The sequence below is a fragment of the Brevibacillus sp. TJ4 genome (assembly GCF_044627595.2).
Taxonomy (GTDB): Bacteria; Bacillota; Bacilli; order Brevibacillales; family Brevibacillaceae; genus Brevibacillus.
This window is the reverse complement of the sequence record NZ_CP185865.1, coordinates 2,855,300-2,874,644: the sequence shown is the minus strand read 5'-3', so window position 1 is coordinate 2,874,644 and position 19,345 is coordinate 2,855,300. Positions and strand designations below refer to the sequence as shown.

Here is a 19,345-nt window from a genome sequence, read left to right as displayed (position 1 = left end):
ACCTCCTAAAGTGTAAACTCTTCCATTATATAGAATCCAATTCGATTTGTACAACAGCAAACGGTACTCGCACCACGTCGAAGAAGACTGTCACGCCTTTCAACATTTTCGGGTATATCGATATAGGAGCCGGTGCCCCCTGCATCGGGGAACACCAGCCGTTTGGGTTAGTCTTCCTGTTGTGACACGCCATCTGTACCGAAGAAACGTCTCAGGACCGTCTGTGTCATGTCGGATACCGACTCAAACACAAACGCAATCTGTGAATCATGGGGCTGCAGGATGTAACGCGTCATCCCGAGCTGCGACAGTTCCTCACTGATCCGCAGAGCATCCTGAAGACTTACGAGGAAGTACAGACGCTTGGTCATTGTCATCACCTCCTTCCGCATCAAACGTAGCAGAAGGGGGGTAGGACAACAAAAGGGAAAAATGCCCAAATAACCTGTTCACTCCGGAAACAGAATGGTCCCGCAAATTCCACTCCACCCTGCATTTTGTTCACTGTACATGCACACGTAGGCTACCGCCCACATAAGCATAGGAGTAAGCATCCAGACGTGGAGGTGGCAGCTTTGTCCAGCATTCTGATGGCACTTTCTCTTGTCTTTAAGGAACTGTTACTGTTTGTGGCGTATGTGAAAAACAACGCGTTTCCCCAGCCGCTTCCTGAGACGGAAGAAGAGAAGTACCTCCGCCTCATGGCAAAAGGCGATCCGTACGCTCGCAACAAACTGATTGAGCATAACCTGCGGCTCGTCGCCCACATTGTGAAAAAATTCGAAAACACGGGAGAAGACAGCGAAGACCTGATTTCCATCGGTACGATCGGCTTGATCAAGGCGATTGAGAGTTATCAGGTGGATAAGGGGACAAAGCTGGCAACCTATGCAGCGCGTTGCATTGAAAATGAAATTCTCATGCATCTGCGAAGCCTGAAAAAAACAAAAAAAGACGTTTCCTTGCACGACCCGATCGGAACGGATAAAGAGGGGAATGAAATCACCCTCATCGACGTCCTCGGCACAGAGACAGACGAGGTTGTGGATGCGGTGCAGCTCAAGCTGGAGTCCAGCAAGATCTACCAGCACATTCATATCCTCGACGAACGCGAAAAAGAAGTCATCATCGGCAGGTTTGGATTGGATCAGGACAAGGAAAAAACGCAGCGGGAGATTGCACGTGAGTTGGGCATTTCACGGTCGTATGTCTCCCGGATCGAAAAGCGTGCTTTGATGAAGCTGTTCAACGAGTTTTACCGAACGAAGCAAACCCAGGGCAGGTAACGCCCCATCGAAGACTGTCCGTATCAGTGAGTCAGGGCAATCAAAAAACCCCTCTATGACAAGAGGGGTTTTTTGATTTAGCTCCCTTTTAATACTCACATACTTCCAAACAGTTCCCATCGAGATCGTAGAAGGCAAAATATTTGGCTCCATACTCCTTGACTTCCTCCACTTTGACTCCGTGGGAGAGCAAATATTCGTAAGCTTCCTCTGCGTTCGACACGTAAAAGTTGAAGGCGGAACGTCTAGGTTCAAAATACTTCGCTTCACTTGTGAGAAACAACGTAATGGATGTATCCTGAAACTTTACGCACTGGTATTCTCCCTTTTCACTTTTCCATCCGGGAGTTCCGCCTAAAATATTCATATACCACTCCAGCGCTTGTTCGATATTGCGAGTTGGGACAAAAACCGTGTCGATGCGTTGAAATAATCCTGTCATTGTTCATTTCCCCTTCACAGAATATTCATTGTTACAACGCTATTCTGACTACATATGGAGCAAAACAATCCGCTTGACCGTCCTGTACCTTTTGAATAAGAGGGGGCGTAATGAGTCGCAGGGAGGTTTGTGGGATTTTTTGGAATATAACGCATCCAGTATAACAAAAATGGATTGCTTGTTCTATTCAAAGTTGCTGACTGTGCAAAGAAAAAAGCAGTCCGCAGGCTTTGCCTGACCAGACTGCTTAGCGGGAATACCTCTCCGGCTGTCTCATTCGCAGTATTGCTCCGATTGCCCCGACTCCACCACACAGGGCGAACAAAACCGGAATGAATGACAGTGGTTCAGTCACAAGGCGATATACGCCGAAGAAACAGATCAGTATGCTGCTGATTAACAAGATCGCTTGTTTCATTGGTTGCGCTCCTCACGTTTGCGAAAAATTTTTCTCATCATACAGAGGTACGAACAGTCATGTATTCATTTTACATAAATAATCCAAGTACGAAAATAAAAAATAATATGGCTGAAACGATGCGAAGCATATCGAAATAAAATTCGGAAGGCTCTTCCCGTTCGATGAAACACCACTTCTCCAAATGCCAAATCGCACGAGGAAACAGGGCAAGCAGTCCCGTACTCAAAAAACAGAACGCATACAACGCGTACTCCAGTATCATTCGCAGTGTAGCTTCCACAGTCTCTCCCTCATTTAATGTACAGTTTTGATTTGGTAATCCACGAATCCACCATAATCAATCTTATTCCAATAATAAGAAGAGAGATGAAAGAAGTCAACTTCGGCGAACGGCAAACCGAAGTGAAACAGCAAGCATGCTCCGTCTATCCGGTTGAACTTGTAACCAATTCACAACAAGACCCCGCTACCCTTGTCGAGGTGAGCGGGGCTTGCTTTACCGCAGAAAGCGGCGGCCGACGATTCGCGTGACGTCTTTCCACAGTGCTCCCAGTTTTTTGCGGCGGGGGAGAGGCAACTGCCGCAGGGAATGGCGCAAGTACGTGCGCATGGGCACGACGCGAAATCGCCTGCGTCCTTTGACCATCACCTGCCGGCAGTACGTCGGTACGACGGAAACCTTGGTGATTTTCGTTTGCTGTGACTCGTCTTTTTGCGCGCGAATGAACAGGATGGCACCGCATTGCGAGTGGTGATACGACAGCATGCGTTCCGAAGTAAAATTGCCGAGCGAGTACGCGACGACCGTCTGGCGAGGCGGACCACTCCTGGACGCAATCCGGGGAGTGGTGACCGGCTGCAGCACATGCGGATGAGCGCCGAGGATAATATCTGCGCCTAGCTCCAAAAGCGACTGGACGAGCCGCCTTTGTTTGGGTGTAGGCGTATGCCGGAATTCGATGCCGAAGTGCAGGCAGACGATAAGCAGATCGACTTGCGGACGCAGCGACGCGATGTCTGCTGCGATCTTGGCCGGTTTTAGCCGGTTCACAATCCACGGCGTGGCGGAGGGGACGCGCTGCTTGTTGGTCCCGTACGTATAGGCAAGGACGCCCAGTCGAATCCCGTTTCGCTCTGTGATATACGGCTGGAGCGACTCTTCTTTGCTGCGATAGGTTCCTGTATGGGCAAGTTCGCAGCGATCCAGCACATCCAGCGTCCGGTACAGCCCTCTCACACCCCCGTCGAGGCAGTGATTGTTTACAGTCGTGACCAAGTCAAAGCCGGCCTGTCGCAAATCCTGGGCGAGCTCGTCCGGACAATTGAATCGTGGGTAGCCGGTGCGGGCAGAGCCGATTTGATAGGGCTGCGCAGAGCCTGAAAATGTCGTTTCCAGATTGCCAATGGTAAAATCGGCGCGTTTCAGCAGTGGCGCGACGGGGGCAAACATCCTGGCAAACGAGTAGTGCTTGGTACCGTTTTGCCGGGAAGCGGAAATTTGCGATTTCCACATCAAGAGATCTCCCACCGCTGCGATCGTTATCGTTTTTGTCAACTGCTTCACCTCTCTTGTACTGTATTCAGCAGCCCCGTTCCATGAATTGGACAGTAGTGGAAAATCTGGTGTACAAAGGTCTATACGGGCTCGTAGACTGGCACATACGATATGGTGAAGAACATTGCTGGAGTGAGTCTGGAACAGGGAGGCGAAGGATTCGGTGCAAAAGGACGAAAAGAAAGAATTCGTCAAAGCGAGAGCACGAATCAGGCGTTTATTGCTGCACAAACCGGTGATCGCAGTGACCGGAAGTGCGGGAAAGACGACGACCAAAGAAATGATTGCAGCCATTCTGTCGCGGAAGTGGAAGGTGTACAAATCGAAGTACAATCGCAATTTTTTGGGGAATACCCGCGCCCATGTCAAGCGGATCAAGGCGGAGCACAAAGCGGCGGTCCTGGAATTCGGCATGCTGCGCAGGGGGCATATCAGACGGCATTGCCAGATTATCCGCCCATCTTACGGGGTGATTACCAATATCGGGACGGCGCATATCGGCAATTTTGGCGGGAGCAGAAGGGGCATCGCGATGGCAAAATCGGAGCTGATCCGGCACATGAAAAGGCGGGGCGTCGTGTTTGTAAACCAGGATTGCCCGTATTCCCGCCGATTGCACAAGCAGCCGTTTGCCGGGAATTTTGCCGGAAAGTTTGTCACCGTCGGGATCGAGAACCCGGCAGACTACCAGGCGTCCAATATTGAGTTTGATGAGAGCGGCGTCTACTTTAGCTGTTTGCTCAAAGGGGTCGAGGTGCCGTTTTACGTCCCGATGATGGGGCTGCACACCGTATACAATGCCTTGTTTGCGATTGCTGTGGCGCATACGCTCGGCTTTGGCTACCGTACCATCCAGCGGGGGCTCCGCTTCTTTCGGGGGCAAAAAAAGCGGCTGACGCATTATCGCTTGCGATCGCAAGACATTCACATTCTCGATGACACGTACAGCTCCAATCCGCATGCAGCCAAGGCGGCGATCGATGTACTGCGGAATATGGGCGAGGGAACGAAAATTGCTGTTCTGGCCAGCATGCTGGAGATGGGGAGGTACGAAGTAAAGGGCCACGACGAAGTAGGGCGATACGTTCAGCAAAGTCAGCTCGATTATTTGTACACTTTGGGGAAAAGTGCCCGTCATATTGCCAAAGGAGCGATCCGTGCAGGCTTTCCCGCTGATCGCGTGATACATTGCAGCAGCCGGCAGCAACTGCATCGACAGCTGCAAAAGCGCATCAAACCGCATACATTTATTCTCGTCAAAGGCTCACGCAAGCTGAAAATGGGAAAGACTGTCCAGTTTCTCTGCCAACAGACGAGAAAAATAGGTAGGTGACTACGGGCAACAGCACATGCCATCTCCGCATTCCCTGCATCTGCTATAGGGAGAATTGTAGGAGGTGAAATGTCATGTCGTTTAGTTTTCCATTTCCACCTGGCTCTCCCGGCTTTCCACCTGGCTCTCCCGGCTTTTCCCCTGGCTCTCCCGGCTTTTCCCCTGGCTCCCCTGGTTCACCCGGTCGCTTTCCGCCCGGACCACCCCCTGGCTGGGTACCAAGCTCGCCGGGATCGCGTGGCAGAGGCGGACCGCGCCCGATCTTTCCGTGGAGCTTCCAGGCGTGCCTGTTTCGGTTCACATTCGTTTGGCTGCACAATGGCAGATCGTTCTGGTTTTTTCCCGTAGCAATCGGTCGCAACTCGGTGCGTGGTTTTCGCTGGCGGCGGAACAGATGGGAATTTTACGAGCTATTTGTAAACCGGGTCGCCTATTTCACCTGCTAGCCAGTGGTATCGTCCAGGCGGTGAAGCCTGAAAAAGCGCACCTTCCATGTGGAGAGGTGCGCTTTTTGTGCGATTTTGCGATTTCTTTCCCTGCACAATTACTGGACGCTTAGCGGAAATTCCTGATGATCGTGAATGTCAGGCGCTTCCACATGCACTTTCACCGTATACGAGCCGGAAGCGGGAAACGACACCTTCGCCTCGTACATTCCCGGCTGGGATTCTGGCGCATCGAGGAAATGATGTAGTTGCTCGCCGTCCCGCCAGTACTCAAAGCGAACAGTCGCTTTGCTCAACGCTTGATCCTCGTGCATAACATGAACAGCCAGGCTCGCCTCCTCGGACGCGCGGATCGACTCCGACGGCGCAAAGTGCATGTCGACCTGGGAGTCGTGCCCGTGTGCATGTCCGCTGTCGCCGCTTTCATGCTCATCCGCATGGCTGTCTGTATGTCCGGCATCGCCACTGTGCTCATGTGCATGCTCGCCCGTGTCGTTTGTATCCGCTTCGCCGTCCGCAGCGACAACGGTGAACGGCGTGCGCTTCATGCTGTGAAAATCGCGGGCAGTCACATGGTAGTAGACATAGTAGGAGCCAGGCTCGTCGACGGTTTGCCGGGCGATGTACAAGCCGTCCTTTTGAAATGTGGCAGGTACGGTCTTGTGCTGCTCATCGCCTTCCTTCCACCATTCAAAATTGACTTCACTTGCATCATCTACCGGCTGCCCCTCCTGCGTGACGGTGACGGCGAAGGTAACGGTATCCCCGCTCTTCGGTTCGCTTGGTTCCAGCGAGAATTTGACTTCTACCGGAGCAGAGGGGCTAAAGGTTGATTCCGGCTCGTCACTTCCGCATGCAGCCAACAGAAGTGCCAGTACAGCGGGAAAAATGAGTGCCCATCGTTTTGTGACCATGCGTGCATTACCCTTCCTGTATCAATGTTACGATCTCTTCGTAAATCTCGTCGGGATCAAAATCTGCCCCCATGCCAAACTTGCGCAGCACGAGGTTGTTTTCATCTACCAGATACGTACTGGAGGTGTGGGAGAGGAAGCCATCTTCCATCTGATTGACAAAAAAGCCGAGTGAAGTGGTGACGGCTTTGATCGTCTCTTCGTCTCCGCGAAGGATCGTCCAGCCCTGCGGCTGAATCCCGGTGTGTTTGGCGTATGTGCGCAACACCTCGGGGGTATCGTTGACAGGATCGATCGTGACAGTCAAAAATTCAATCCCGTTCCCCATCCTCTGCTCCGCTTGCAGCCGTTTTTGCAACTGTACCATTTTCACCGTAGTGAGCGGGCAAATGTCCGGACAGCGCGTATAGATCAATTCCACGAGCCGCACGTTGCCATTGCTTTGCGCCAGGTCATAGGGCTTTCCGTCGAGTGTTTCCAGCGTAACCGCAGGCAATGCGGCACGGACCTGATGCGGCTGCCCGAAGACCCAGGAGAGCAGCAGGACGAGGAAGACGACGGGCGGCAAAAACATGAGAAACCGCCGAAGCCGAATCGCGCCAATCGAAGCCTGGGACATGATAGGAGTCCTCCCTTTCTTTTGTGTTTAATGCGGGAGCAGTTGGTCGTCCGGCTGGTCCTTTTCCTTCCGGTACCATGCGGCAAACACGTACGCGAGAACAGCGCCGTACGTAATTTCCTGCACCAGTTTCATCAAAATTCCGCCCAGCCGTTGATCATCGAGGGGAGAGAGCGGAACGGCAAACATCGATTTGTCGATGGGAGCGGAGAAGAAAGGAGCGCAGAGAATCGTCGGTCCGTTTACGTACGTTTCATAGAGCGGTGCCCCGGCAAACATGATCAGGGCGCAGGCTGGCGTGATCAAGACGCTGTTGGCAAAGATGTAGGCCAGCTTTTTCAAGTGGGACAGGCGGTGAATCTCGGGAATCGGTGACAGCACCGGCATCCACATAAAAAAAGCCGTGATCAAAAGCAAAAGCTGAATCAGGTTGTGCATGAGCAGGTTGTTCATCGCCAGGTCGAGAATGACGGGCATGTGGTAAAACGAGAACAAGGCGTTGAACATAAGCACTCCTGGTATCGGATGAGTGAACACCTGCAATGCACGCCGCACCCACCGCCTCGCGACCAGATGGCGAAACAGGAAAGCGGGTGTACCGGAAATGAGCAGCAGCGGCATGACCAGATACAGAAGCGATTGCTGTACCATATGGATGCTGAATAAATAATGACCAGACACGTTTAACGGACTGCCCATGCCAAAGTACAACAGCAGCAGCCCGAAGGCAAAAGACAGCTTTTGACGCAGCGATACTGGCTCGGCGTCGGCAAATGTGTGACGAAGCGGACCAATCAGTGAAAAATAGGCGATCCCGATCAGGACGGTCACGAGCATCAGTTCGGGATTCCACGTCGCGCGAAAGCCAAAGGTTTCCGTCAAATAGGCAAGAGTCATCCACCTTACCTCCGTAAGTTCCATGATGTTCCCCATTACCTAGTATAAACCAATATTCGGATAAGCCTAATGACCCGGACGGGCTATTTTTTCAACGCAATGAAAAAACCTCCCGGACTGCTGCGGGAGGCCGCTCTATTTATTCTGCCGCTTTTTGCTCGGTAATCCAGCTTCTGAACACGGATTCATCCTGACCGCCTACGATGCGATCCACTTCTTTTCCGTCTACGTAGTGAACGAGCGTCGGTGTGAACTCAATCTGGTAAGTGTCCCAACTGGAGGAAAACTCCAAGACATTATGCTTTTTCAGATCGATCCCCAACTCATCTGCGAGCGGGACGAGAACAGGAGTGGTCGCCAGGCAGTGTTCACAAATGGGGCTGTAGAAGTAGACAAACAAGTCCTCTTCGTTTGCCAGACGCGTCTGCAATTCCTCCGGCATGATCAGATTGTCATACAGTGGATCATTCAATTGCTCCAGTGTAGCCGGATGCAGGGTGGCTTTTCCATATGGGTTTCCTGCCGCTTTTTCGCGGTTGGAGATGTCGGAGTAGACGATAGCCGCGATCAACAGCGCTGCTACGATGACCGATATAACGATGATTTTCTTCAAGGCTTATTTCCCCTTTGCGCTTTTTAGAACGAGAAATTGCAGAATGGCGATGAGCGTAAAGGCGACGAGCGCCAAAAAAGGAATTGTAATAAAGCCAAGCCAGTTGATGTAGTCCGTATTGCACGGGACAATCCCGCACGCGTCTCCCAGTTCATGCAGGAACGGGATTTTTTGGATCGAGTAGTGGTACAGCGAGATCAATCCGCCGATCACTGAGAGAATCAATCCGTAGAGCGACATCTGGTAGTCTTTTTTCGCGGAAGCGACCCCGAGCAAAATGACGAGCGGGTACATCAGGATTCGCTGGTACCAGCAAAGATCGCACGGTATGTATTTCAGCACTTCCGAAAAAAAGAGACTGCCCGCAGTCGCAATCAGGGCAATTCCCCAGGAAGCAAACATCGCCTGCTCCCGAACGCTTTCTCGTTTCATAACAACACCTCGTCCACCATTTTACCACATTTACGAATTGGAAGCAGATTATAAAAAGTAACAATTTGTGAAGCAGGTGCTGCGCAAGTTTGCAGGCAGGATGTCAGCTCAGGCGGACAGAGACGCTTCTTCCCAGATCACGGATCGGTATCGACAGGGAGCGCATCGTCGGCCATTCCAGCAGCAGCAGGAGTCGGTGATAAGCGGCACCTCCGTCGATCCCCACGATATTGTTTCGCTGCCACGGCCCGTTGCCCGTATACCCGGGAAGCCGATTGACCGGCGTATGTCCGAACACAACGCCCAGTTCGCCGTTGTAATGGTTGTAAAAAGGCTCGCGAATCCACAGCAGGTCATCGGGCTTTTGCCTGTTCAACGGAAGGCCGGGGCGAATACCTGCATGCACAAGCAGGACAGGGGGAGCGCCATTGCTTCGGCCATGGGGCAGATCGACGTACAGGGGAAGCGAAGAAAGTGCAGATAAAAGCTGCGGATAACGTGCCAGGATCAGATTCCGCGCCTCTTCTTGCACCTCGCCAGACGGCATGCTGCTCAAAAATGCCCGGCGCAGCGGATGGTCGTGCAGCAGGGAGCGGATCGTGGCATCTCCGCCGTTAAAGCGCAGGTACATCTCCGGGTTGCCCTGGCGAAGCAGCCAGTCTTGCAGCATCTGTTCGTGATTGCCTTTCAGCAAGATGACCTGGTTCGGATACGATTGCTGCATGCCCAACAGCTCCAAAAGCACCTCCCGCGAGTGTGGCCCTCTGTCCACGAGATCGCCGAGCACATAGAGCTGGTCTCCGCTCTCAGGCGAAAAGGATACCTCCCGCAACGCCTTTTGCAACGCCAGATACTGCCCATGTATATCAGAGACAAAATACATCGTCATGGTCGTGAAATCCTCCTTTTTGTACCAAAACAACATTCTTTCCATTACAATATGTGCAAACAAGGTTAGGGTGAAAAGGAGCGCGATCGTATGTCACAGCTATTGAAAAGCTGGTTGCTGGAGGCGTCGCACGCAGTCGTGTTTACCGGAGCGGGAATGTCGACGGAGAGCGGACTGCCCGATTTTCGTTCACAGACCGGGCTGTGGCGGGGGAAGGACCCCTATTGTAGTATCGGCTACGGTTGAAAAGGTACCGGAAGAAGTAGAGGTTTCCCTTTTCAGGCAAAAAGGAATTCTTAAAATTCAATGGACATTTTAATAGCTATAGGATTCTAGCCAATTGCTTCGGGCTTTCTGTGTGTTAGATAAACAAAAGTCCAACACTCAAATGGGGCTTTTGTAGCAATTTTTAGGCATTTCCCAATAAAGGAATTTGCAATATTTGGGCAAAAATACAAAATACACTAAAAACAGATTGAATCTCCAAATCTAGCATGCTAATATTTGGTTATTATAACCAAAAATAGAGGTTTATTACGATGAAAAAAGTACTTTTTGTTGCATTATCATTTTCGTTAATGGCTACTTCAATGTATGAGGTGAATGCCAAAAAAGCTCATGCAAGCGAAAGAACGGTCATTCAAAACGAATTGGAGAATGTAAAACTTTCAGCTGAAACATATGAAAAAATCGAAAAAATAATGGAGTCAAAAGAAGCAAAGCTACTCTTTGAAGGATTAGATAACTATAAAAAATATTATGTTGTTGATGAAAATGGATATTCTTTTACAAAAGATGCCGAAGAAAATATCCCTAAAGAGATATACATTTTGCTAGAAGATACATTTAAGCAGGCTAATGAATTCAGCGAAAAATTTACTTATTCACAGGAATTAAAATCTTCCGGTCCAATTGTTTTTGCACCAGATCCGGGGACAGGTGGAAAAACATATGCAGGAAAAGATAAAGAAACATATTATTATGAAGGGCCTAACTGGGACGTTGGATACTGGTTGTACTTGAGTGATGAAGATACAAGAGACGTTGTTGATATTTTGATCTATACAACTGCAATATCAACTATAACTGCAGTAGTCTTAGCATTGTTCAGGGCGTCACTTCCGTCCTCCTCTGCTACAATTTGCTCAGTTATTGCAGCTACTGGTGCTTCTATTATAAGTAATCGAAATAAAGGTAACGGTGTTATAATCAGAGCATACAGTGGCGGAGCAGCAATTTACTCGAGGTAATGGGCATGGGGATTGCAGATTATACGGTATTTCTCTTTTGGGGATTAATACTTGTGACATCCTTGTATGATATTTTTAAAAAGAAATGGATATTCCGTCCGATTAATGGCGGGGCTATTAGTATCTTTATTTATTTCATTAGCCCTAACCAATGGTGGGTAAGCCTACTTTTATTAATTTTTTTCTATGTTGTTGAACACTGGAGACAGCATAGAAAATAATTTGCGTGAATGTCCACCTGACTTCTGAATCACCAAGTCGCACGGCGCCAGACTGGTGATCGTCAACTACGATTCGACGCCGCTGGACGACCTCGCGGATCTGGTGATTCGGGAGAACTCGATTGGCGAGATGCTGGCATCGTGCTAAATTAGCGGTTCGCTCTGTCGCAAGCCGCCTTCGTCCGTTTCGAAACCTCGCAGCGTTCATCCGCTCCGAGGTTCTTTTTGTTTCCTGCTGTCGCTGCGTTCATGCGTCATGGCAGCATCAGGAGAGCCAATAGTCGGGAATACCGCCAAACTCTTCCGACAACTAGAGCTTGCCGCAAAAACATGGTACGATTTACCCGACAGCCTCACTTCCTCGCAAGTGACAGGCGAATTTGTTTCACACAGGAGAATCGATGATGCAAATACTTACCGTAGAAAACCTCTCCAAAGAATACGGAGAAAAGGTTTTGTTCAACAATATATCCTTTCACATCGCCGAACAGGAGCGGATCGGCCTGATCGGGGTCAACGGCACAGGGAAATCGTCCCTGCTCGCCATTCTCGCCGGACTGGATTCGCCGGACAGCGGCAAGATCGTACACGCCAACCGCTTTCACGTCGAGTACTTGCCGCAAAACCCGGCATTTGACGAAAACTCGACTGTCCTCGAACAGGTCTTTTACGGCGATTCGCCGCTGATTCAACTGATGCGCGAGTACGAGCAAGCCCTGGCAGATTTGCAAAAGGCGCCTGACGATGCCAACCGGCAGGCGCGCCTGCTCACCCTGCAAAACCGGATGGACGCGGCAGACGCATGGGAGAGCAACACACAGGCGAAGACGATCCTGACCAGGCTCGGCATCCATGACTTTTCGCAAAACATCCGCGAGTTGTCTGGCGGTCAGCGCAAGCGGGTTGCGATGGCCCGCGCACTGATCCAGCCGGCAGACCTCTTGATCCTCGACGAGCCGACCAACCACATCGACAACGAAACGGTGGAATGGCTGGAGGAATTTTTGTCCCGGTACAAAGGCGCTCTGTTGCTGGTCACGCACGACCGCTATTTCCTCGATCGGGTCACTACCCGCATTTTTGAGCTGGACGGCGGCAAGCTGTACGCCTACGAGGGCAATTACGCGACCTTCCTGGAGAAAAAGGCGGAGCGCATGGAAAACGAGGCGGCCGCGGAGAGCAAGCGGCAAAACCTGCTGCGGCGGGAGCTGGCGTGGCTGAGAAGAGGCGCCAAGGCGAGGACGACCAAGCAAAAGGCGCGTATCCAGCGCGTCGAGGAACTGCGGGACCGGGATGCTCCGACGGCTGGCGCCAAGCTGGACATTGCGCTCGGAGCGAGCCGTCTGGGCAAAAAGGTGCTGGAGATCGAGCACATCCATAAAGGGTATGGTGCACGCAAGCTGATTGACGACTTCAGCTATATCGTCTTGCCCACAGACCGCGTCGGGATTATCGGGCCCAACGGCAGCGGCAAATCAACCCTGCTCAATATCCTCGCTGGACGCACCCAGCCCGACTCCGGTACAGTAGACATCGGGCAGACGGTGAAAATCGCCTACTACACGCAAGACAGCGTGGAGATGAACGAGCAGCTTCGCGCGATCGAGTATGTAAAGGAAGCGGCGGAAGTGATTCGTACCAGCGACGGGCAGACGATTACCGCCTCGCAGATGATGGAGCGCTTCCTCTTTTCGCCGCATATGCAGTATACGCCGATCCACCGCTTGTCCGGCGGGGAAAAGCGGCGACTCTACCTGTTGCGCACTTTGATGGGCGAGCCCAACGTCCTGTTTTTGGACGAACCGACCAATGACCTCGACATCCAGACATTGAGCATCCTCGAGGACTACCTGGAGCTTTTTCCCGGTGCAGTGATTACCGTCTCCCACGACCGCTACTTTCTGGATCGGACGGTCGAGCATCTGTTTGCGTTTGAAGGGGAGGGGCGAATCCGCCATTTCCAGGGCAACTACTCCGAGTATCTGGAAGCAAGGAGACTGGAGCAGGAGCTTTCCTCTGCTGCCGCAGACAAGGAAGCGGCACGCGCTGCCGAGAAGGAAAAAAGCGAGCGCGGACAAGGCAGCAGGGGGAATAACCGCCAGCGCAAACTTTCGTATAAGGACCAGAAAGAGTGGGATGAGATCGAGGGCAAGATCGCGGCACTGGAGAGACGAGCCGAGGAGCTCAAGCAGGAAATTGCCGCAGCGGGCAGCGATTACGAAAAAGTGGAAAAGCTGTATGCGGAAGAACAGCAGGTAGCCGAGCAGTTGGAAGCTGCGATCGAGCGCTGGACCGAGCTGTCTCTTCTGATCGAGGAGCTGGGACAGTAGCCTGTGAACCGATGCAGCGGGGAGAATATGCACAACTTGTCAAACTCTGCTTGTCCAGCCAGTTATTAATGGTGTGCTCGACGACGATCTTCCGGTAGAATGATGGGGATTACTGAGTAGAGGAGTCGTCGTCTTTGCCTGCATACAAACTGGACCCGGAATGGGTTATGACCTATCTGAACGAGCAAGAAGAGAAGCTCCACACGGAATGCTCCATCGAGCAAAAAGAGGAGATCATGGACAAAATGAGGGAGTTTACGCTGTCCATCATGTACAAACAAGCGAGAAGGTATATCGTCTACCTGGAATCTGATGAAGATGCTGAAGAAATGCAAGAAACCCGCCAGTAACCAGGGCGGGTTTTCTTATGTCTGGCGAATCCGTACCGGCGTGCCGATCGGGACAAGTCTGGCGAGCGCTTCTACATCCTGGTTGTACATGCGGATGCAGCCGCGCGATACGTATTTGCCGATGGAGGACGGATTGTTGGTACCGTGAATGCCGTAATGCGGCTTGCTCAAACCGAGCCAGTACGTGCCAAACGCAGTAAGCGGTCCGCCCGGATACGAGTTCGGGTATGGCACTTTGTTGATAATGGTAAAATCCCCGCGCGGTGTAGAGGTTGCGATTTTCCCCAAAGCTACGGGAAAGGAACGAACCAGTCTCGTGCCGTCAAATAAATCCAGGCGCAGTTGCTCAATCGAGATGCGGATGTTGTAGGACGGTATGCTTCTCACCTCCCGTTCTCCTTCATCCTATTCCGATCACGCCGACAGGTCCTGTGCACATTCAATTTTTGCTGAGGTGGTGAAAGAACAGCGTAGCTTCATCGGGATACGCGTGTCCATCCCGGGAAAACAGCGTCCTCACCCAGACGTACGTGCGATTCGGAAGAGAAGGGAACACGATGGCCAGTTGCCCTTCTTCGAGCAAGGGCAGGTCGGTCGAGGACTGGATTTCGTACGGGATCTCTTTTTCATCCAAGAGCTTTTTGTATTCGCGTACCGTGCTCCATGATACTGGATAATAGAAAGATCGTTCCATTTCTATCAGACACCTTTCCGTCTTTCGCTACTTCTATTGTAAACAGACCGCTAGGATAAAAAAAGAATGGCTGGCGGTTTTTTTCACGATGAGCTGCGGGAGAGCGGAACTGTTTACGCCTTTGTTCCTTCCATTGTACAGTAGAGGCAGGGTATACAGGGAGGATCGATCGTGATGGCACAAACCCACTTGCATTTCGACATGTACATAGGCAGAAAAAAGCCCGAAAGCGTGCGGAACCGGGAAACAGCATGTCCGTTTTGCGACCGGGACAGCCTGACCGGCGTACTGGAGCAGCGCGGCTCGATGATGTGGCTGATAAACAAATACCCCGTATTGCAAGACACATACCAGACCGTTTTGATCGAAACCGACGATTGTGACGGGGACTGGTCTGTCTATTCCCGCGAACATGCGCAGGCTCTGCTCGCGTTTGGTGTGGAAAAATGGCTGGAGCTGGAGAGCAGCGGCTCGTTTTGCTCCGTACTCTTCTTCAAAAACCACGGTCCGTATTCAGGCGGCAGCATCCGTCATCCGCATATGCAGATTGTCGGGTTGAACGAATATGACTACCGGCAGCAAGTCAAGGAGAGCGATTTTACCGGAGTAAAAATAGACGGCGATGCAGGGGTAGAGTTGAACCTGTCCACCCATCCGCGTGCCGGCTTTTTTGAATACAATGTGGTGCTGACGGACCGGGATCGTCTGGACGCGATGGCCGCTTATCTGCAAATCCTCGCGCACTGGGTGCTGACCTGCGTCAATCCCCACTTTCAGAGCTACAACTTTTTCTTCTATCGCCAGGGTGAGACGCTGATCGCCAAGGTGGTTCCTCGATTTGTCACTTCCCCGCTGTTTATCGGCTACGGTATTCCCCAGGTCGCCAACAATCTGGATGAAGTCGTCCGCGAGATGAAGAAACGGTATTTTTAATTCATAGGCGATCAGGTTGGAGCGCTAAGCAAGTGCCGTCCGCTGTACTTCAAAATGGATATGTGAAAGAGTTCCGTGCTACCATATATGGGGAGATGGGAAACGTACGGAAAAAAGGAGTGAAAAAACGATGAAGTTGTTGTCGATTGAGCCTACGCCAAGTCCCAACGTGATGAAGCTGAATGTGGATGAACGCCTTCCCGATGGTGTTCAGCGTGTCTATACTAAGGAAAACGCAGAAAAAGCGCCTGCGATCATGGTCAAGCTGTTGTCCATTGACGGAGTTGTTTCGCTGTTTCAGACCGCTGATTTTCTCGCCTTGGAGCGCAAATCGAATGCAGACTGGCAGGCAATCCTGACCCAGGCGCGGGAAGTTCTGCATGCCGGGGCCGATCTGCCCGTGCCGGAACTCGCCCAGGCCGGCGAAGGGGCAGCCTTTGGCGAGGCGCAGGTGTACATCCAGATGTTCCGCGATATTCCCATGCAGGTAAAGGTGACGATGGGGACAGAGCAAATACGCGCCGCCCTGCCGGAGCGCTTCGGACAGGCGGCTGTAAGCGCAGGTTCTGCTTCACCGAACTTGATCATGGAGCGGAAGTGGGTAGAGCACGGCGTCCGTTACGGCGACTTGCGCGAGATCGGTGAGGAAGTGGCACAGGAGATTGACGCCGCTTATCCGGCAGAGCGAGTCGAGGAGCTGGTTGAGCGAGCGATGCAGCTTGGCGAGGGCGAGACGCTTGCGCCAGTCGTGCGCGAGAAAAAAGTGGTGACGCTGGACATGCTCGACGACCCGGATTGGCAGAAGCGTTACGCGGCGCTCGATCGCATGGAGCCGACGGAAGACGATCTGCCTGTACTGGAAAAAGCGCTGCACGACAGCAAATCATCGATCCGCAGGCTGGCTGTCGTATACCTCGGCATGGTCGGAACAGACGCGGTCTTCCCGCTGCTGTATCAAGCACTTCAGGACGATTCGGCTTCTGTGCGGCGGACAGCCGGGGATACACTCTCCGATTTGGGCGACCCCCGCGCGATCGAAGCGATGTGCCAGGCGCTGCAAGACCGCAACAAACTCGTGCGCTGGCGTGCAGCCCGTTTTTTGTTCGAGGTCGGCGACGAGACAGCGCTGGAAGCATTGCGCAAGGCGCAGAACGATCCGGAATTCGAGGTCAGCTTGCAGGTGAAAATGGCGCTGGAGCGGATCGAGAGCGGAGAAGCGGCGAGCGGTACGGTGTGGCAGCAGATGACGCGGCGAAACGAACAGAAGTAATCGGCGGAACCAAAAAATGGTATCCGCAAGTATAATAATAGACACAGTTCAATAATAGTTGACTTTCTCTTCCTACATCCCTTATTCTAGGAGAGGGTTTCATTCAAGTACCAACCAACATCGCTAATGCGTAGGGGAGATTTTGTATGACGACCAATCACTATGACGTTGTGATCGTCGGCGGAGGACTTGCTGGCCTTTCCAGCGCCGCCTATTTGTCAGCAAAAGGAAAAAAAGTAGCTGTTTTGGAGCGCGGACAATTGGGTGGACGCGCTGTTACCTTGAAGATCAAGGGCTTCAATTTCAACTTCGGTGCTCATGCGATCTACGCTCGCGACAGCTCCGTTTTGCGGACCTTTGAGAAAGAACTTGGCTTGCATATTGACTGGCAAGACTTTAATCCGACCAAAGCAAAGTACGATACAGGAAATGATTTGACTGCTGTTCCTGCAAACGTGCAAGGACTTTTCCAGACAAGACTGTTAAAAGGTTTTGAAAAAGTATTATTTACGTTTGAAATTTTGAAAACGATGCTGAAAATGGAGACCGGGCATCCCCATCTGTCCATTCAGAAATGGATGGAGAAAAAGCACATCAATGAAGATGTGAAGGACATGATGCTGACGCTGGCGTCCTCCAACTTTTTCACGCGGGAACCGGAAAAAATCCCGTCCGACGTGTTTTTCAACTACTACCGCCGTCTGTTTACGACAAACAAGCCGGTAGCCTACATCGGTGGGGGATGGCAAGCGCTGATCAACGAATTTGTGCGGGTCATTGAAGAGAACAACGGTACGATTATGACCAAGACCAAGGTAGAAGCCGTGCACGTGGAAAATGAGCGGGTAATCGGCGTGGTCACACCGGAGGCGGAAATTACCGGAGACGAGTTCATCTTCTGTATTCCACCGAAGGAAATGGTCAAAGTGTTTACCGAAACCCGTCTGTCGCACGCGATTGCCCAGTATGCGGAATACGAGCCTACTGTCGTCGTCGTGTATGACGTCGGTCTGAAGGAGCGGATTGACGTTCCGTACTCCTACATCTACGACAAGAAAAACAACATTTTCATTACCGACATTTCCTACTACGACCATACTTGTGTGCCTGAGGGAGGCCAGTTGCTCCAGGCGACTGCCTATATGCGCCAGGCTGATGTCGGGAACAAAGAGATGGTCGAACAGCGCAAGCAGGAGATTGAAAGTGTGTACGACAAACACTTCCCGGGCTGGCGCGATCAGCTCGTCGTGCCGCGCGTCTCTACACGTGCGATCGTCCAGGAGATCAAGTGGACGATGAACCAGCAGCCGATGCCGATCTTCTTGCCAGATTACCGGAACCTGTTCTTTGCCGGTGACTGGTGCACGGGACAGGGACAACTCTCTGAGCTTTCCTTCTCCAGCGCGTTTGAAGTATCCAAGCTGATCTTGGAAAAAGAAGAGAACTAATAAGCGCAAGGCACCCTCTCCGCCCGCATGGCAGGGGAGAGGGTGCCTTTTGTGTTGGGTGCAAACAAAGGCGCGGCAGGGAGGAAACGTATCATTCCTGTCTTTCAGTCCAATCGAACGTCAGCGTCTGCTGCTGCACAGCCAGTCCGCTGTCTGACGTTATTTGCTGTACAAGTCAAACACCAGTTTTCCGATTTGGGCGATCGTCGCAACCGCCGGCTTTTGCGGCAGTCCTTTGTTCAGTATGCTAATCGTAACGGCGTCTGAACCGATGTAGAGGATGCCCACATCGTGCGTAATTTCGTTCACCGAGCCGGTCTTGTTGGCCAACTCCCAGGCGGGCAGCGATCCGATCAGGTCGCCTCCTGCTGGCGGGAAGTAGAATGGGATGCGGTCGCGATGCTGCTGACGCTTCAGAATTCCGATCATTTTCAGACAACTGTCGTACGAGACGACCTTGCCTGTGGCAAGATAGCGCAGATGGCGTCCCATGTCTGCGGCCGTAATTTCGTTGTACCCTTCCACTTGTGCTGGTACGACCATCAGTTTGTTGTAAAAACGGCTGTTGACCATCTCTGTTGCCTGCATGGCATTGCGGATACTTTCCCTCCCGACGAGGTCGATCAGGATGTTCGTCGCCGTGTTGTCGCTTTGAATAATCATTAACGTGACAAGATCCCACACCGCCAACTCGGTACCCGGTGTCATATGCTGCAACACTCCGGCTCCGCCTACCTGGTCTTCGCGCCGCAGAGGAATTTTTGTCTCCAAGGCAAATTTGCCTGCATATACTTCGGCGAACACTGCTGTCATAATTGGTACCTTGATCACACTGGCGGAGTAGAAGCGCTTGTCGGAATCGATGGCTAATGTCTCGCCGGTACGCAAGTCCTCCAGGTAAATTCCCCATTGCCCGCCGGCTTGCTCCAGCAGTGCGGTGATGGGTGAGCTGAGAGTGGAAAGCATGAGAACATCTCCTTTGTCTGTAGACAAAATTTTCTT

Annotated in this window: 22 protein-coding genes and 1 pseudogene; 10 read left to right on the top strand and 13 right to left on the bottom strand. The window is 51.9% G+C overall.

Going from position 1 to position 19,345, the window contains the following annotated elements; all coding sequences use genetic code 11:
* Window positions 1-167: 167 nt before the first annotated feature.
* Window positions 168-371 carry a hypothetical protein gene (locus tag ACAF76_RS14180; RefSeq protein ID WP_400164161.1) on the bottom strand — a complete coding sequence of 68 codons (204 nt, stop codon included), beginning with the start codon at window positions 369-371 and terminating at the stop codon, window positions 168-170.
* Between the two features lie 204 nt (window positions 372-575).
* Here ACAF76_RS14180 and sigK point away from each other — a divergent pair, with 204 nt between their 5' ends.
* Window positions 576-1,286 (top strand): RNA polymerase sporulation sigma factor SigK, encoded by a 711-nt coding sequence (gene sigK, locus ACAF76_RS14175; protein WP_400164160.1) that lies wholly within the window; start codon window positions 576-578, stop codon window positions 1,284-1,286.
* An 88-nt stretch (window positions 1,287-1,374) separates the two neighbouring features.
* Here sigK and ACAF76_RS14170 read toward each other — a convergent pair whose 3' ends face one another.
* From ACAF76_RS14170 to ACAF76_RS14160, 3 genes are all read right to left on the bottom strand, one after another.
* On the bottom strand, window positions 1,375-1,728 hold the full coding sequence (locus ACAF76_RS14170; RefSeq protein WP_400164159.1) for a VOC family protein: 354 nt from the start codon (window positions 1,726-1,728) through the stop codon (window positions 1,375-1,377).
* Between the two features lie 247 nt (window positions 1,729-1,975).
* Window positions 1,976-2,146, bottom strand: coding sequence for a hypothetical protein (locus ACAF76_RS14165; protein WP_400164158.1), 171 nt, complete (start codon window positions 2,144-2,146; stop codon window positions 1,976-1,978).
* A 499-nt stretch (window positions 2,147-2,645) separates the two neighbouring features.
* Complete coding sequence (locus ACAF76_RS14160; RefSeq protein ID WP_400164156.1) at window positions 2,646-3,704, bottom strand: CapA family protein; 1,059 nt, start codon at window positions 3,702-3,704, stop codon at window positions 2,646-2,648.
* A gap of 163 nt (window positions 3,705-3,867) precedes the next feature.
* Here ACAF76_RS14160 and ACAF76_RS14155 point away from each other — a divergent pair, with 163 nt between their 5' ends.
* Window positions 3,868-5,037 carry a UDP-N-acetylmuramoyl-tripeptide--D-alanyl-D-alanine ligase gene (locus ACAF76_RS14155; RefSeq protein ID WP_400164155.1) on the top strand — a complete coding sequence of 390 codons (1,170 nt, stop codon included), beginning with the start codon at window positions 3,868-3,870 and terminating at the stop codon, window positions 5,035-5,037.
* 283 nt (window positions 5,038-5,320) lie between these two features.
* Window positions 5,321-5,596 carry a hypothetical protein gene (locus ACAF76_RS14150; protein WP_400164153.1) on the top strand — a complete coding sequence of 92 codons (276 nt, stop codon included), beginning with the start codon at window positions 5,321-5,323 and terminating at the stop codon, window positions 5,594-5,596.
* Here ACAF76_RS14150 and ACAF76_RS14145 read toward each other — a convergent pair.
* From ACAF76_RS14145 to ACAF76_RS14120, 6 genes are all read right to left on the bottom strand, one after another.
* Window positions 5,582-6,397 (bottom strand): FixH family protein, encoded by an 816-nt coding sequence (locus ACAF76_RS14145; protein WP_400164152.1) that lies wholly within the window; start codon window positions 6,395-6,397, stop codon window positions 5,582-5,584. The two genes, ACAF76_RS14150 and ACAF76_RS14145, sit on opposite strands and share 15 nt — an antisense overlap.
* A 7-nt stretch (window positions 6,398-6,404) precedes the next feature.
* Entirely contained in the window at window positions 6,405-7,016 is a 612-nt protein-coding gene (locus tag ACAF76_RS14140) for an SCO family protein (protein ID WP_400164151.1), read from the bottom strand.
* A gap of 27 nt (window positions 7,017-7,043) precedes the next feature.
* Window positions 7,044-7,913 (bottom strand): cytochrome c oxidase assembly factor CtaG, encoded by an 870-nt coding sequence (gene ctaG, locus ACAF76_RS14135; RefSeq protein WP_400164150.1) that lies wholly within the window; start codon window positions 7,911-7,913, stop codon window positions 7,044-7,046.
* Between the two features lie 139 nt (window positions 7,914-8,052).
* A complete protein-coding gene (locus ACAF76_RS14130) occupies window positions 8,053-8,526 on the bottom strand; it encodes a thioredoxin family protein (RefSeq protein ID WP_400164149.1) in 474 nt (157 codons plus the stop codon).
* A 3-nt stretch (window positions 8,527-8,529) separates the two neighbouring features.
* On the bottom strand, window positions 8,530-8,958 hold the full coding sequence (locus ACAF76_RS14125) for a disulfide oxidoreductase (RefSeq protein ID WP_400164147.1): 429 nt from the start codon (window positions 8,956-8,958) through the stop codon (window positions 8,530-8,532).
* A gap of 103 nt (window positions 8,959-9,061) precedes the next feature.
* On the bottom strand, window positions 9,062-9,847 hold the full coding sequence (locus ACAF76_RS14120) for a metallophosphoesterase family protein (protein ID WP_400164146.1): 786 nt from the start codon (window positions 9,845-9,847) through the stop codon (window positions 9,062-9,064).
* A gap of 90 nt (window positions 9,848-9,937) precedes the next feature.
* On the opposite strand from ACAF76_RS14120, the pseudogene ACAF76_RS14115 reads away from it, so the two are divergent.
* The 4 genes and pseudogenes from ACAF76_RS14115 to ACAF76_RS14100 all read left to right on the top strand — a co-directional run.
* Window positions 9,938-10,069: pseudogene (locus tag ACAF76_RS14115) on the top strand (Sir2 family NAD-dependent protein deacetylase); the annotation flags it as partial.
* A gap of 317 nt (window positions 10,070-10,386) precedes the next feature.
* Entirely contained in the window at window positions 10,387-11,097 is a 711-nt protein-coding gene (locus tag ACAF76_RS14110; RefSeq protein WP_400164145.1) for a hypothetical protein, read from the top strand.
* Between the two features lie 625 nt (window positions 11,098-11,722).
* The gene (locus ACAF76_RS14105; protein WP_400164144.1) at window positions 11,723-13,648 is read left to right on the top strand and encodes an ABC-F family ATP-binding cassette domain-containing protein; all 1,926 of its coding nucleotides are present in this window, start codon (window positions 11,723-11,725) and stop codon (window positions 13,646-13,648) included.
* Window positions 13,649-13,782: 134 nt separating this feature from the next.
* Entirely contained in the window at window positions 13,783-13,998 is a 216-nt protein-coding gene (locus ACAF76_RS14100; RefSeq protein WP_400164143.1) for a hypothetical protein, read from the top strand.
* 15 nt (window positions 13,999-14,013) lie between these two features.
* On the opposite strand, the gene ACAF76_RS14095 is transcribed toward ACAF76_RS14100, so the two are convergent.
* Together ACAF76_RS14095 and ACAF76_RS14090 are read right to left on the bottom strand one after the other, a co-directional pair.
* Window positions 14,014-14,376, bottom strand: coding sequence for a L,D-transpeptidase (locus ACAF76_RS14095; RefSeq protein ID WP_400164189.1), 363 nt, complete (start codon window positions 14,374-14,376; stop codon window positions 14,014-14,016).
* A gap of 61 nt (window positions 14,377-14,437) precedes the next feature.
* Window positions 14,438-14,692, bottom strand: a complete 255-nt coding sequence (locus tag ACAF76_RS14090) for a hypothetical protein (protein WP_400164142.1) — start codon at window positions 14,690-14,692, stop codon at window positions 14,438-14,440.
* 174 nt (window positions 14,693-14,866) lie between these two features.
* On the opposite strand from ACAF76_RS14090, the gene ACAF76_RS14085 reads away from it, so the two are divergent.
* The 3 genes from ACAF76_RS14085 (at window position 14,867) to ACAF76_RS14075 (ending at window position 18,343) form a co-directional block, all read left to right on the top strand.
* The gene (locus ACAF76_RS14085; RefSeq protein WP_400164188.1) at window positions 14,867-15,625 is read left to right on the top strand and encodes a DUF4931 domain-containing protein; all 759 of its coding nucleotides are present in this window, start codon (window positions 14,867-14,869) and stop codon (window positions 15,623-15,625) included.
* Window positions 15,626-15,755: 130 nt separating this feature from the next.
* Window positions 15,756-16,895, top strand: coding sequence for a virulence factor (locus ACAF76_RS14080; RefSeq protein WP_400164141.1), 1,140 nt, complete (start codon window positions 15,756-15,758; stop codon window positions 16,893-16,895).
* 146 nt (window positions 16,896-17,041) lie between these two features.
* Entirely contained in the window at window positions 17,042-18,343 is a 1,302-nt protein-coding gene (locus ACAF76_RS14075; protein ID WP_400164140.1) for a phytoene desaturase family protein, read from the top strand.
* Window positions 18,344-18,502: 159 nt separating this feature from the next.
* On the opposite strand, the gene ACAF76_RS14070 is transcribed toward ACAF76_RS14075, so the two are convergent.
* The gene (locus ACAF76_RS14070; protein WP_400164139.1) at window positions 18,503-19,309 is read right to left on the bottom strand and encodes a serine hydrolase; all 807 of its coding nucleotides are present in this window, start codon (window positions 19,307-19,309) and stop codon (window positions 18,503-18,505) included.
* Window positions 19,310-19,345: the final 36 nt, after the last annotated feature.